General features: G+C 73.7%; 12 protein-coding genes. 4 read left to right on the forward strand and 8 right to left on the reverse strand.

Features of this window, described 5'->3' with window-relative positions:
* The first annotated feature begins 25 nt into the window (after nucleotides 1–25).
* Entirely contained in the window at nucleotides 26–670 is a 645-nt protein-coding gene (locus tag C229_RS0112560) for a TetR family transcriptional regulator (protein ID WP_018655430.1), read from the forward strand.
* Here the strand turns inward: C229_RS0112560 and C229_RS0112565 are convergent.
* Genes C229_RS0112565 through C229_RS0112585 form a run of 5 tightly spaced genes read right to left on the reverse strand, consistent with a single transcriptional unit; the run spans nucleotide 667 to nucleotide 6,968 of the window.
* Complete coding sequence (locus tag C229_RS0112565; protein WP_018655431.1) at nucleotides 667–1,830, reverse strand: lipid-transfer protein; 1,164 nt, start codon at nucleotides 1,828–1,830, stop codon at nucleotides 667–669. The two genes, C229_RS0112560 and C229_RS0112565, sit on opposite strands and share 4 nt — an antisense overlap.
* Nucleotides 1,827–3,095 (reverse strand): OB-fold domain-containing protein, encoded by a 1,269-nt coding sequence (locus C229_RS35760; RefSeq protein WP_018655432.1) that lies wholly within the window; start codon nucleotides 3,093–3,095, stop codon nucleotides 1,827–1,829. The genes C229_RS0112565 and C229_RS35760 overlap by 4 nt, the downstream gene beginning before the upstream one ends.
* Nucleotides 3,096–3,104: 9 nt before the next feature.
* Complete coding sequence (locus C229_RS0112575) at nucleotides 3,105–4,277, reverse strand: acyl-CoA dehydrogenase family protein (protein WP_018655433.1); 1,173 nt, start codon at nucleotides 4,275–4,277, stop codon at nucleotides 3,105–3,107.
* A gap of 1 nt (nucleotide 4,278) precedes the next feature.
* A complete protein-coding gene (locus tag C229_RS0112580; RefSeq protein ID WP_018655434.1) occupies nucleotides 4,279–5,358 on the reverse strand; it encodes an acyl-CoA dehydrogenase family protein in 1,080 nt (359 codons plus the stop codon).
* Nucleotides 5,358–6,968 (reverse strand): AMP-binding protein, encoded by a 1,611-nt coding sequence (locus C229_RS0112585; RefSeq protein WP_018655435.1) that lies wholly within the window; start codon nucleotides 6,966–6,968, stop codon nucleotides 5,358–5,360. Before C229_RS0112585 ends, C229_RS0112580 begins: the two co-directional genes overlap by 1 nt.
* Nucleotides 6,969–7,185: 217 nt before the next feature.
* Between C229_RS0112585 and C229_RS0112590 the strand changes: the two genes are divergently transcribed.
* Together C229_RS0112590 and C229_RS0112600 are read left to right on the forward strand one after the other, a co-directional pair.
* A complete protein-coding gene (locus C229_RS0112590) occupies nucleotides 7,186–7,800 on the forward strand; it encodes a TetR family transcriptional regulator (RefSeq protein WP_155884773.1) in 615 nt (204 codons plus the stop codon).
* A 169-nt stretch (nucleotides 7,801–7,969) separates the two neighbouring features.
* On the forward strand, nucleotides 7,970–8,422 hold the full coding sequence (locus C229_RS0112600; RefSeq protein WP_018655438.1) for an NUDIX hydrolase: 453 nt from the start codon (nucleotides 7,970–7,972) through the stop codon (nucleotides 8,420–8,422).
* Here C229_RS0112600 and C229_RS30325 read toward each other — a convergent pair.
* Complete coding sequence (locus tag C229_RS30325; protein WP_081639845.1) at nucleotides 8,401–10,254, reverse strand: serine hydrolase domain-containing protein; 1,854 nt, start codon at nucleotides 10,252–10,254, stop codon at nucleotides 8,401–8,403. The two genes, C229_RS0112600 and C229_RS30325, sit on opposite strands and share 22 nt — an antisense overlap.
* Nucleotides 10,255–10,396: 142 nt before the next feature.
* Here C229_RS30325 and C229_RS34925 point away from each other — a divergent pair, with 142 nt between their 5' ends.
* Nucleotides 10,397–10,627, forward strand: coding sequence for a DUF397 domain-containing protein (locus tag C229_RS34925; protein ID WP_018655440.1), 231 nt, complete (start codon nucleotides 10,397–10,399; stop codon nucleotides 10,625–10,627).
* Nucleotides 10,628–10,699: 72 nt separating this feature from the next.
* On the opposite strand, the gene alc is transcribed toward C229_RS34925, so the two are convergent.
* Nucleotides 10,700–11,827 (reverse strand): allantoicase, encoded by a 1,128-nt coding sequence (gene alc / locus C229_RS0112615; protein ID WP_240487217.1) that lies wholly within the window; start codon nucleotides 11,825–11,827, stop codon nucleotides 10,700–10,702.
* Nucleotides 11,824–13,119: an allantoinase AllB gene (gene allB / locus C229_RS0112620; RefSeq protein WP_051108946.1), complete on the reverse strand. Its 1,296-nt coding sequence runs from the start codon at nucleotides 13,117–13,119 to the stop codon at nucleotides 11,824–11,826. Before allB ends, alc begins: the two co-directional genes overlap by 4 nt.
* Nucleotides 13,120–13,127 lie beyond the last annotated feature (8 nt).

The raw sequence follows: 13,127 nt of genomic DNA on the forward strand, positions 1-13,127 counted from the left end.
GACCTGTGCGAATTAGGCTGTCTGCATGATCGCGAGTGAACCCTCCCTCGGGAAGAACGAGGCGCCTCCCACCGGAAAGCGGGAGCGGAAGAAGCAGCTGACCCGGGAGAACCTGGTCGACGCCGCCTTCACCCTCTTCGACGCCAAGGGCTACGACGCCACGACGGTCGACGAGATCGCCGACGCCGCCGGGGTGTCGGCCCGCACGTTCTTCCGGTACTTCGGTTCCAAGGAGGAGGTCGCGCTGACCTTCCAGGCGGAGCAGAAGGACGTCACGCTCACGGCCATCGCCAACCGCCCGCGCGAGGAGCCCGTCTTCACCGCCGCCCGCCGGGGCATCGTCACGGTCACCCGCGCCTACGAGCGCGGCGAGCTCGGCTTCGACCACTTCCGGTACGCGTGCCTGCTGCGGATGCTCGACGAGAGCCCGACCCTGCTGGCCGCGAGCCTCCAGAACGCCCAGACCCTGCTCCGCGAGACGGCCGAGATCGTCGCGGGCCGCACCGGCGCCGACCCCGACACCGACATCGGGCCCCATGTCCAGGCGTCCTGCATCGTGAGCACCTTCCAGGCCGCGATGGTCGTCGTCCGTAACGGCGGCATGTCCTACACGGTCCTGTCCGACGCGCTCGACGAGGCCTTCGCCAGCCTGGAGGACGCCACCGGCTAGCCGGTGCCGAGGACGAGGCCGCTGGTGGGGACTCCGGTGCCGGCGGTGACGAGGACGTGCTCGACGTCGGCCACCTGGTTGGCGGCGGTGCCGCGGAGCTGGCGGACGGCCTCGGCGATGCCGTTCATGCCGTGGATGTACGCCTCGCCGAGCTGCCCGCCGTGCGGGTTGACCGGGAGGCGGCCGTCGAGTTCGATGCCGCCGTCGGCGACGTAGCCGGGGGCCTCGCCGCGTCCGCAGAAGCCGAGTTCTTCGAGCTGCATGAGGACGAACGGCGTGAAGTGGTCGTAGAGGATGCCCACGTGGACGTCGCCGGGCGTCAGGCCGGACTGCTTCCAGAGCCGGGTGCCGACCGTGTTCATCGCCGGGAGCGCGGCCAGGTCGCCGGTGTAGTAGCCGAACATCATCATCTGCCCGGGGCCGGTGCCCTGCGCGGCGGCGCGGATCACCGCGGGCGGGTGCGGCAGGTCGCGGGCGCGCTCGGGCGTGGTGACGACGAGCGCGACGCCGCCGTCCGATTCCTGGCAGCAGTCCAGCAGGTGCAGCGGGTCCACGATCCAGCGGGACGCCTGGTGCTCCTCCAGCGTGATGGGCCGCCCGTGGAACCACGCCTTCGGGTTGGTGGCGGCGTGCCGCCGCATCGCGACGGCGACGCGGCCGAAGTCCTCGCTGGTGGCGCCGTGGTCGTGCATGTAGCGGCGCGCCTGCATCGCGACCCACGCGGCGGGCGTCGCGAATCCGAACGGCAGGTGCCAGGAGAACTCCAGCCCGGTCGAGTCGGCCCGCGACGACGCCCCGGCCTGCCCGAACCGGTGCCCGGACCGCTCGTTGAACGCCCGGTAGCAGACGACGACGTCGGCCTGCCCGGTCGCGACGGCCATCGCGGCGTGCGCGACGGTGCCGCAGGCGGCGCCGCCGCCGTAGTCGACGCGGGAGAAGAACCGCAGCGCGTCGATGCCCAGTTCGCGCTGGACGGCGATCTCGGCGCTGGCGTCGGCGGTGAACGTGACGAGGCCGTCCACGTCGGCGGGGGTGAGGCCCGCGTCGTGGATCGCGGCCAGGCACGCTTCGGCGGCGAGCCGGAGTTCCGAGCGGCCGGACTCCTTGGAGAACTCGGTGGCGCCGATCCCGGCGATGGCCGCGCGTCCGGACAGCGTCATGGGTGCGGCTCCTTGAACCGGACGGTCGCGGTGACGTGGTCGCCGAGGGAGACCAGGCCGCGGACCGTGTACGTGCCGTCGGCGGCGGGGCCGCCGGTGAGGGTGAGGGTGTCGCCCGCGTAGGCGGGGGCGCCGAGGCGGACGGCGATGGACGCGAGTTCCGCGCCGGGTTCCCGTTCCAGTGCGTAGCGCTGGACGAGACCGATCGTGGTGAGGATGTTGAGGAAGATGTCCTGCGACCCCTGCGCCCGCGCGAGGGCGGGGTCGTGGTGGACGGGCGTGTGGTCGCGGGTCGCCAGGGCGGTCGCGATGACGAACGTCGGGGTGAGCGCGATGTCGAGCCCCTCGGGGCGCGGGGCGGGCGGCTCGGGGTCGGGGGCGTCCAGCGGGGTCCACTGCGGGAGGACGAGGTCGTCGTCCATCCGCTCGAAGACCAGCCGGACGGGCATTCCGACGTGCACGTCGGCGGGGTCGCAGCCGTTGACGTTCCCGACGATCCGGACGCCCTCGTCCAGTTCGACGACGGCGACGACGTACGGCGGGGTGCGGCCGGGGACGGGCGGGTGGTGGTGGACGACGTAGCTGTGCACGGTCCCGCGTCCGGCGGCGACGACGTGGTCCCGCTCGACCGAGTGGCATTCCGGGCACATCGGGCCGGGCGGGTGGCGGAGGGCGGCGCAGTCGGCGCACTTCTGGACGCGCAGCTCCCCGGCGTCCACGCCGTCCCAGAAGAACCGCGTGTCGGGGCCGATGGCGGGCCGCAGCGGATACCGGCCGCCGGACGGGCGGCGCGGCGCCCCGCGCGGCCGGAACTTCAGGACGCGGAACAGCATCTCCGCGACCCGTGCGCCGTCCTCGTCCCACCAGCTCTGGAACCAGGTGACGAAGTACCCCTCGCCCATCGCCGTCTTCTTGGGCCCGGTGACACCGCCGAACCGCATCGTGGACCGCAGCGCCTCCCCGACCCGGACGTACCGGTCGTAGGTCTGGTCGCAGTTGGTCGCGACGACGCCGGTGAAGCCCGCGCCGTCGAGCAGCCGCAGCGGCTCGTCCGCGATCGACCCGGCCCTGGCCGCGCCGAGGCCCGGCATCGACCAGACCTGGATCATCGCCGGGGGCGCCAGCTCCGACCAGTCGCCGGTGTCACCGAGCGCCTGCGTCCAGTTGCGGATCATCGCGGCGTTCACCGGGTCCGGGCAGGGCACCCCGGGCCGGTCCCCGAGCGCGGCGAGGCGTTCCGCCAGCGCCGTCAGTTCGTCGTGCACGCGGCCTCCTCAGCGGGGCGCCCGGGGCAGCCCGAGCCCGATCATGGCGATCAGCTCGCGCTGCACCTCGTTGACGCCGCCGCCGAACGTCAGGACGAGCGCGCCCTTGACGCCGTGGTCGAGCCGGTCGATGAACGCGGCGGTGACCGGATCGCCCGGATCGCCGTGCCGGGCCAGGACGTCCCCGACGATCCGGCCCACGTCCTGCATCCGCTCCGAGCCGTAGATCTTGGTGGCGGACGCGTCGGCGGCGCCGAGCCAGCCCAGGTCCATGTTGGCGGCGACCTGCCAGTTCAGCAGTTCGTTGACGCGCAGGTACGCGTACACGCGCGCGACGGCGCGGCGGACGTCCGGGACGTCGATGAGCGGGCGCCCGTCGCGGCCCTCGGTGGTGCGCGCCCAGGCGGCGAACCGGTCGTAGGTGTGGCCGATGTTGCCCGCCGGGCCGAGCGTCACGCGTTCGTGGTTGAGCTGGTTGACGATGAGGTCCCAGCCCTTGTTCTCCTCACCGATGAGCAGGTCGGCGGGGACGCGGACGTCCTGGTAGTAGGTCGAGTTGGTGTGGTGGCGGCCGTCCATCGTGACGATCGGCGTCCAGGAGTAGCCCGGGTCGGCGCAGTCCACGATGAGCATCGAGATGCCCTTGTGCTTCTTGGCGCCGGGGTCGGTGCGGGCCGCCATCCAGATGTAGTCGGCGTAGTGGGCGCCGGAGGTGAAGATCTTCTGGCCGTTGACGACGTAGTGGTCGCCGTCGCGGACGGCCGTGGTGCGCAGCGACGCCAGGTCGGTGCCCGCCTCCGGCTCGCTGTAGCCGATCGCGAAGTGGCACTCCCCCGCCAGGATCTTCGGCAGGAAGCGCTTCTTGTGCTCCTCGGTGCCGTACTGGAGGATCGTCGGCGCGACCGAGTTCAGCGTGATGATCGGGTACGGGACCTCGGCGCGGGCGATCTCGTTGGCGAAGATCTGCTGCTCCATCGGGCCGAAGCCGCGCCCGCCGTACTCCTCCGGCAGCGCGACGCCGAGCATGCCGTCGGCGCCGAGGCGGCGGCAGTGCGCCATGTAGGCGGTGCCGAACGGGTCGTCGGCGATGCCCGCGCGCTGCTCGTCGGTGAGGCAGGCGGCGAAGTAGCCGCGCAGCTCGTCGCGGAGCCGCTTCTGGTCGGGCGTCAGGTCGATGAACATGTCAGACCTCCTGTGCGACGAGGGCGCCGAGGGTGTCGAGCTGGTCGTCCGCGCCGCCGAGCAGGTGCCCGGCGTGCTTGCCCCAGGCGAAGGAGCGGTGCAGCGGGTAGGTGACGTCCAGGCCGATGCCGCCGTGCAGGTGCTGGCACGTGTAGAGGGCCTGCACGACGGGGCCCGCGGCGTTGTACGCGGCGACGGCCAGGTCCGCGTCGGGGTCGCCGTGCTCGGTGCGCCACGCGGCCGACCAGACGGCGACGTCCAGGGCGCGCTTGGCGATGTAGACGTCCCCGACGTTCATCGTGACGGCCTGGAACTGGGCGAGGGGGCGGCCGAACTGCTCGCGCGTCTTGACGTAGTCGGCGGTGAGGGTGAGGGCGCCGTCGATGACGCCGGACGCGAGCGCGACGGCGCCGAGGACGGCGGTGCGGCGCAGCGTCGTCCAGGCGCCGGGGCCGAGGGGGTCGCCGGGGGCGCCGTCGAGTTCGACGCGGTAGAGGGGGTCGGTGGTGGCGGACGGGTGGTCGGTGAGCGTCGCGGCGTCCGGTTCGACCAGGAACACGGCGATCTCGCCGTCCTCGGTGCGGGCGGGCACGAGGATGCGGGCGGCCTGCGCGGCGAACGGGACGAACGTCTTCACGCCGGTGACCAGGTGGCGGTCGCCCTCGCGGCGGGCGGTCGCGCGGACCTCGCCCGCCGGGCCGGCCTCGCGGTACGCGCCGGTCAGGATCGTCTCGCCGGACGCGACGCCCGCCAAGAGTGCCTTCTGCGCGCCGGTGCCGTGCAGGGCGAGGGGAAGCGCGGCCAGCGCCAGCGTCGCGTACGCCGGGACGGGGGCCGTGCGGACGCCGGCCTCGCGCAGCACCACCGTCAGCGCGATCGCGCCCAGGCCCGCGCCGCCGTGCTCCTCCGGAACGAGCGCGCCCAGCAGACCGGCCCGGGCGAGGGCGCGCCACGTCGCGGCGTCGTAGGCGTCGCCGGTCCGCTCGTGCGCGTCGAGCCGGTCGGTCGCGGCCTCGCGGGCCAGCACGTCGGCGGCCAGGTCGCGCAGGTCGCGATGGGTCTCGTCGAGGTCGAAGTCCACTAGCGGTTCCCTTCCAGCAGAGACGACCGGCCGCGCCGGGCGAACCCGGCCGCGAGCGCGGCGCGGTCCTCCGGCGTCATCCGGCGGTAGGCGAGGTCGCGGCCGGGCCGCCACCAGACGGGGTCGGCGGTGTGCCACCGTTCGGCGGCCAGGACGCGTCCGAGGACCTTGCCGGACGCCGTCATCGGCAGCTCGGCGGTGATCCGGACGTAGCGCGGCATCGCGACGGGCGCCAGGTCGCGGCGGCCGCGCAGGTGGGCGGCGAACGCGTCCGGGTCGAAGGCGTCGGTGACGAGGGCGACCATGACCTGGTCGCCGGACGCCTGGTCGGGCACCCCGTACACGGCGAGCCGCCGCACGCCCGGCAGCCCGGCCAGGGCGCGCTCGATGGGGACGGGGGCGAGGTTCTCGCCGTCCACGCGCAGGCGGTCGGCGGCGCGGCCGGCGAAGTAGACGTGGCCGTCGGCGTCGCGGTAGGCGAGGTCGCCGCTGTGGAACGCGCCGTCGCGGAGGCGGTCGGGGGCGTCGTCGCGGTAGTAGCCGTCGAACAGGCCGTGGTCGCGCGCGACGAGTTCGCCGACGGCGTCGGCGGCGTTGGTGAGGCGGCCGTGCGCGTCGAACGCGGCGGGCGGGCAGGGCTCGCCGTCCGCGTTCAGGATCGCGACGCCCGGGGTGAGGCGGCCCAGGGAGCCGCGCGGCGTGTCGGGGCCGGGCGCGAAGCTGATCGCGGTCTCCGACGAGCCGTAGGCGTCGATGACGTGGCAGCCGAAGCGGCGGGCGAACGCGTCCTGCTCGGCGGGGGCGGCCTCGTTGCCGAACGCGACGCGGAGCGGGTTGGCGGCGTCGTCCGGGGTCGGCTCGGTGGCGAGGGCGTAGGAGAGGGCCTTGCCGACGTAGTGCAGGTACGTGCAGCCGTGCGCGCGGACGTCGCGCAGCAGCCCCGACGCCGAGAACCTCGGGCGGATCACCAGGCACGCGCCCGCCGCGAGCGCCGGGGCGAGCGCCGCCATGATGGCGCCGGAGTGGAACAGCGGCATCGGGCAGTAGACGACGTCGTCCGGGGTGAGCAGGCGGTCGGCGAGCACCGCGCCCGGGACCTCGACCTTGCGGTGGGTGACGCGGACGGCGCGCGGGTCGCCGGACGTGCCCGACGTGAAGATCAGCATCAGCAGCGTCGTGTCGGTGACCGGCACGGCGGTGTCCGGGCCGTCTTCGGGGAGGGCGGCGACGTGGTCGTCGAGCAGAACGACCGGGGGCCGCGCGCGCGACGCCAGCCGCGCGGCGTGCCGGGCGGAGGCCACGACGAGGTCGCAGTCGGCGCGCTCGGCGTCGGCCTGGATCTCGTCCGGGGACCGCGCCGGGTTGAGCGCCACGACGACCGCGCCGGACAGCGCGGCGCCGCCGAGCAGGAACACGGTCTCGGGATCGTTGTCGAGCAGGACGCCCACGTGCGCCGGGCGGCCGGGGGCCGCGCGGGCGGCGAGCCAGCGGGCGCGGCGGGCGCTCTCGGCGACGACGGCGGCCCAGGTCCAGCGGCGGCCGTCGGTCGCGTGGACGAGCCCGGGGCGGGGGTCGTCCCGGCGCGCCGCCAGCAGGTCCGCCACCGTCACCGCTCGTCCTCCTCCGCCTCGGAACGTGTCCGACGCGAGAAAACTAGAACAGATTCTAGTCTGTGTCCAGAGGCATGATCTTGGCGTCACGGCGGCGTGTCCGTTGCCCCAGTCAGCGAACGCTGACGGCCGGGCGGGCGGGAGACGTGGCGCGTTGGGATAACACGTTCTCGTGTTCCCTGTAGGCTTGCGGGTGCGCTCTGAGAGAGGGATTCCCGTGACAGCAGAACCGGTGACCACCGGCGAGCCGGCCGCGCCGGGCGGCGCCCGGTCGCGCAGCCAGCACCAGCGCCGCCGCCGCATCGTCCAGGCCGCCGCCGCCCTGGCCTCGCGCGGCGGCGTCGAGGCGATGCAGATGCGCACGGTCGCCGAACGCGCGGGCGTCGCCCTCGGCACCCTCTACCGCTACTTCCCGTCGAAGATGGACCTGGTCGTCGCCGTCGTCAGCGAGGAACTCGACCTCCTCCAGACCAGCATCGAACGCCGCCCCCCGAGCACCGACACGCCCCCCGCCCGAGCGGTGGACGTCCTGATGCGCGCCACCCGGGGCCTGATGCGCGAACCGGAACTGGCCGAAGCCCTGATCCGCTCCCTCCTCCTCTCGGACGTGAAAACCAACTTCGGCGACCGCCTGACGAACCTCATGCTCCACGCCGCCACCGGCACCGAACCCCCGATCCCCCAGAACGACCCCCGCCGCACCCTGGTCCGCTCCCTCGGCAGCATCTGGATCATGGAAATGATCGAAATGCTCCGAGGCCACACCACCACAGAAGAAATCCAATCCCGCCTAGAAACAGCCGCCCAACGCCTCATCCCCGACGACCTCTGACCCGGGCGTCCCCGCTAATCACGCCCCCGCGATCTGGACGACGCCATACGCGGAGATGCGTGCTGGAGGTCGTGCGGGTCGCGTTCGACGGTGCCGATCGGCCGGTCGAAGTGGTGGTCAACGTGTTTCCGGGGCAGTTGTGGAAGCTGTCGTACGAGTGGACGGTGTCGTGAGGCGGGACGTCGCGCGGCATTCGGTGAGCGTTACCGGGGTGGTGCGGCGTGCCGATGGGCGGGTGCTGGCCATCCGGCGGGCCGATGACGGGCGGTGGGTGCCGCCCGGTGGGGTGCTCGAACTGGACGAGGCGCCCGAAGCCGGTGTCGCCCGGGAGGTTCTGGAGGAGACCGGGGTCGAGGTCGAGGTCGGGCGGTTGACCGGGGTCTACAAGAACATGCGGCTTGGCGTGGTGACGCTCGCGTTCCTGTGTCGGCCCATCGGCGGGGTCGTCTCGGTGACGGATGAGGCCCTTGATGTCGCTTGGCTCACCTTGGACGAGAGTGTCGCGTTGATGCCCGAGGCGCGGGCGGTTCGGGTGACCGACGCGTTGTGTGCCGGTGGGCCGTTTGTGCGGGTTCATGACGGTACGCGGGTGCTTCATGGTCAGGCGCCCAGGAGGCCGTAGGACGCGGCCACTGCGGTGAAGGCGCAGGTGGCCACGGTTGTTGCCGTGTGGTGGAGGCGGGTGGGGCGGGTCCACCAGCCGCGCAGCCAGGCGGTGACCGTGGTGGCCAGGAGGGCCAGGGACGCCGCCGCGATCGTGAGGGGGAGGACGGTCAGGGTCGTGAGCAGCGGGTCGTCGCCCAGGTAGAGGATTTCGTTGGTGCGGTTGGGGTCGGACATCAGGGCCGCCGTGGCCGCCAGGAAGCCCGCGACGAGGAGGCTCGTCGTCCAGGCGAGCGCGGTCGCCAGACGGGAGCCGCGTGCTCGGCGGCGGAGGGACATCAGGGGCAGCAGGACGGTCGTCGGGAGCAGGATGAGGACGGCGGCGGCCAGGGTGAGCTGGGCCGGGGGCGGGGTCGCGTACCAGGGCAGGCGTTCGTAGGTGGACGTCGGGTCGGCGGACGTGGCCAGACGGCCGGACGTGAGGCTCAGGCGGTCAGGCCCGCCGCGCTCCTGGAAGAGGCCGTCACCCACGGGCGTCCAGTGCTGTTCCGTGCGGTCGGGGTCGGGTGAGAGGTGGCCTCGCGTGACGAGGCCGCCGTTCTCCGCGCTGACCGTGACGGCGCCCGTCAGGGCCTGGACGCGGGTCAGGTCGTTGCGGGTCGTGCGCAGCGTCCGGTAGGTGCCGGTGTAGCGGTCGAGCGAGCGCGCCGGGACCGCTGCGGCGGACTGGCGGGCGGGGCCGCCGAAGCGGTCGGTGAAGCGATCCAGGAGGGTGCGGGCCGCCGTGGCGCCGGTGCCGGTGGTGCCGTCGCCGTTGTAGACGACGAAGACGCCGGTGTCCGTGGCGGGCAGCAGCGCCATGCCCGCGTGGAAGCCGAGGGTGTCGCCGTCCTTGCCGACGGCGAGGCGGCCGGCGCGTTCGCGGCGTTCCCACATGAGGCCGACGCCCGGCAGCCCCGGCGCCCCGGCGTGGCGGGCCTGCATCGTGCGGCGGGTGGCGTCGGTGAGGACGCGGGGTCCGTGGCCGAGATGCGCGTTCAGAAACCGGCCCATGTCGGTCGCGGTCGTGACGACCCCACCCGTCGGGGCACTGCGGACGTACCGCCCGCGCACCGGCGTCTGCCCCGCCCCGTCCGGACGGTGGCCGGTCGCGAGGGACCGTTCGAGCGCGGCCGGACGCGGCTGCGTCTGCGACGTCCGCGCCATCCCGAGCGGCCCGGTGATCTCGTCCCGGACGAACCGGTCGAACGGCCGCCCGGACACGTCCTCGACGAGCAGCCCCGCGTACGCGAACGCGTGATTGTCGTAGGACACCGCACCGGGCGGGCGAATCCGCGCGGGCGCCGACGCGCGCAGGTGCTCGCGCAGCGACGTCAGGCCGCCCGGCCCGGCCGCCGCCTCACCGATGACGCGCGGGTCGAACCCCGCCGCGTGAGTGAGCAGGTGCCGGACGGTCACCGGCCGCCCCGGGTACGTGTCGGGAATCCGCACGTCCTTCAGGTACCGGTTCGCGTCGGCGTCCAGGTCGACCCGCCCCCGCTCGACGAGCCGCAGCACGGCCGTCGCCGTGAACGCCTTGGCGATCGACCCGCCCTGGAACCCGGTGCGGTCCGGGTCGACGGGCGTCCGCCGCGCGGCGTCGGCGTACCCGTACCCCTTGGCGAACACCTGCCGCCCGCCCCGCACGACGACCACGGCCGCCCCCGGCACTTTCAGCTCCGCGAGCTGCGCGGGCACGGCCTCGTCGAGAAATGCCCCGAATCCGGGTTCGGCGCCCTTCGCGGCAACGGGCGAAAGACCGCCGATCACGACGACGGCCGCGAAAAGGAGAACCCCTCTGCTGATCTTCATGCCTCGACGCTATGAATCCGCGCCGCGCCACGGCAGGTGCCTGGACACCGGCGCCGGGGTGGACCTGGCAACACCCCGCGCGGGTGTCGGTGCCCCACTACTCTTGGTGCGACCCTGAATCGACCAGAGACAAGGTGGGGCAGTGAGCCAGCCGGAGCCCTTCATCAGTGACGGTGTGATCATCGAGTTCGTGGACGCCAAGGATGTCCCGGTGAACCACAAGGACTTCGGGGAGCGGGCCGTCGTGATGCGGGACGCGAACAACGAGGACGGGCCGATCCTCTACTTCACCGAGGCCGAGTGGGACGCGTTCGTCGCCGGGGTCAAGGACGGCGAGTTCGACGACCTCCTGGAAGAGCCCGAAGAGGCGTGAGGTCGCGCGGGGCGGCGGTCGTCCCGCCGCCCCGCCCGCGCCCGCGGAACGACGATGGCCCCATGCCGCGTTTCACGGACGCCGCGCGGTGGGAGGCGCGGTCGGCCGACGATCGGCGAGAAGGGGTCGGCCGTCGTCGCGCTGCGGATCGCGCAGGCGCTGGAACCGGTCCGTGAGGGCCGTCAGACCGGCCGGGGTGAGGTCGCCCAGCAGGCGCAGCCGGGCCATGCCGCCGTCCGGGTGCAGGTCGAGGCGGGCGTGGGTGATCTCGTCGGCGCCGGGGACGCGGAAGCGGTGCCGGGTGTCGGGCTGTACGCGGGTGCGCGGGAGCAGCGGGCGCCAAGCGGCGGGGTCGCCGGTGTCTGCGGCGCGTCCGTCCAGGCCCCACAGGGTCACGGCGGCGGGCGCGTTGAACTTCAGGTGCGTGGTGTCGATCTCGGCGACGCGGACGATGCCGGGCGCGGCCAGCCGGATCTCGGCCCAGTCGTGGCCGGTCAGGTCGCGGCGGCGGGCCGTCTCCCAGCCCTCGGCCTGGTTGCGGGCCGAGCCGGGAAAGAGCATGTTGTCCGGCGACGAGTAGAACATGTTCGAGCAGCGGACGACCCGCGCCCCGTTCTCCAGCGCGGCCAGGTCGACGGTGAGGCCGGCGAGCAGAGCCGGGTCCGGAACGACGTCGCCGTGCACGCGCAGCCGGGCGATGCCGCCGTCGGGGAACATGTTCAGCCGCACGTGCGTGAACCGCCGTTCGAGGTCGACGGGGAACGCGTGCGCGGCGTCGCCGTCGAGCGGGCTGCGCGGGACGATCTCCGTCCAGTCGGCGGCGGCCAGCTCGGCCACGGACGGGTAGCCGTCCACGGCGCACGCCTCGACGGACGCGTGCGGCGGATAGTTCCCCTTGAACCAGGCGGTGTCGATGACGACGCCCCGGATCACCCCGGCGAGGCCGAGCCGGACGAGCGCCCAGTCGTGGCCGAGGTCGCCGTGCTCGTCGGGGCGCCGCCGGGCCGTCTCCCATCCGTCGTACTCCTGGCCTTTCGGGCCGAACGTCCCCTCGCGGAACGTCGGAACCCACGGGTTGAGGAGGTTCTCCTTGGCCTCGAACGACTCGTCGCTGGCGGCGAGGACCGAGCCGCCGAGGACTCGTCCCGCCAGGTCGGGCATGTCGTGGAAGGCACCCATCGCGTCGCCTCTCTCGTTCACCGGCACAGCAGCGTGCCGTGGGGTCGCGCGCCGATCGGCGTGCCGCGCAGCCAGGTGCGGGTGGCGCGGCCGGTGAGGGTCCGGGCCGCGTAGGGGGTGATGGGGTGGCGGTGGTGCAGGGCGCCGGGGTCGACGGTGAACGCCGCGTCGGGGTCGAAGGCGACGAGGTCGGCGTCGTGGCCGGGGGCGATGCGTCCCTTGCGTCCGGTCAGGCCCGCGAGGTCGGCGGTGTTCGCGGCCATCCACGCGGTGACGTCGGTGAGGGCGTGGCCGCGCGCGCGGGCCTCGGTCCAGACGGCGGACAGCCCGAGTTGCAGCGACGCGACGCCGCCCCAGGCCGTCGCGAAGTCGCCGCGCTTGAGTTCGGGCGTGGACGGCGAGTGGTCGGTGACGACGCAGGAGATCACGCCGCCCGCCAGGCCGCGCCAGAGCGCGTCGCGGTTGGCGCCGTCGCGGATCGGCGGGCAGCACTTGAACGCCGTGCCCGCCGGGCCGGGGACGTCGTCGGCGGTCAGCGTCAGGTAGTGCGGGCACGTCTCGGCGGTGACGCGGACGCCGCGCGCCCGCGCGTCCGCGAGCGGCGCGAGGCAGTCGGCGGCCGACAGGTGCAGGACGTGGGCGCGGACGCCGGTCTGTTCGGCGAGCGCGATGACGCGTTCGACGGCGCGCCGCTCGGCGCTCGGCGGGCGTGACGCCAGGAAGGCCGCGTAGTCGCCGCCGGTGGGGTCGGTGAGGACGGCCGGGTCCTCGGCGTGGACGATCACGAGGCCGTCCACGGCGGCGATCTCGGCGAAAGCGGCCTGCATGCCCGGTTCGTCCAGCGGGGGGAACTCCGGGACGCCCGAATCCGATGCGAAGCACTTGAAGCCGAACACGCCGTCGTCGTGCAGGGGGCGCAGGTCGGCCACGTTGCCGGGGACGGCGCCGCCCCAGAACCCGACGTCCACGAACACGGCGCCGCGCGCGGCGTCGCGCTTGACGGCGAGGGCGGCGGCATCGGTCGTCGGCGGCAGCGAGTTCAACGGCATGTCGATCAGCGTGGTGACGCCCCCGGCCGCCGCCGCCCGCGTCGCCGTCGCGAACCCCTCCCACTCGGTCCGGCCGGGCTCGTTGATGTGAACGTGGGTGTCCACGATCCCCGGCAGCAGCGCGACGTCACCGAGATCGACGTCGTCCACGCAGTCCACGTCGGCGTCATACGCGACGACCGCGAGGATCGTCCCGTCTCGCACCACGACCGCAGCGGCCCGCTCCTCCCCGGGCAAGACCACCCGCCGCGACCGCACCACCAACTCAGCCT

This window comes from Actinomadura flavalba DSM 45200 (genome assembly GCF_000374305.1).
In the GTDB taxonomy this organism is placed as follows: domain Bacteria; phylum Actinomycetota; class Actinomycetes; order Streptosporangiales; family Streptosporangiaceae; genus Spirillospora; species Spirillospora flavalba.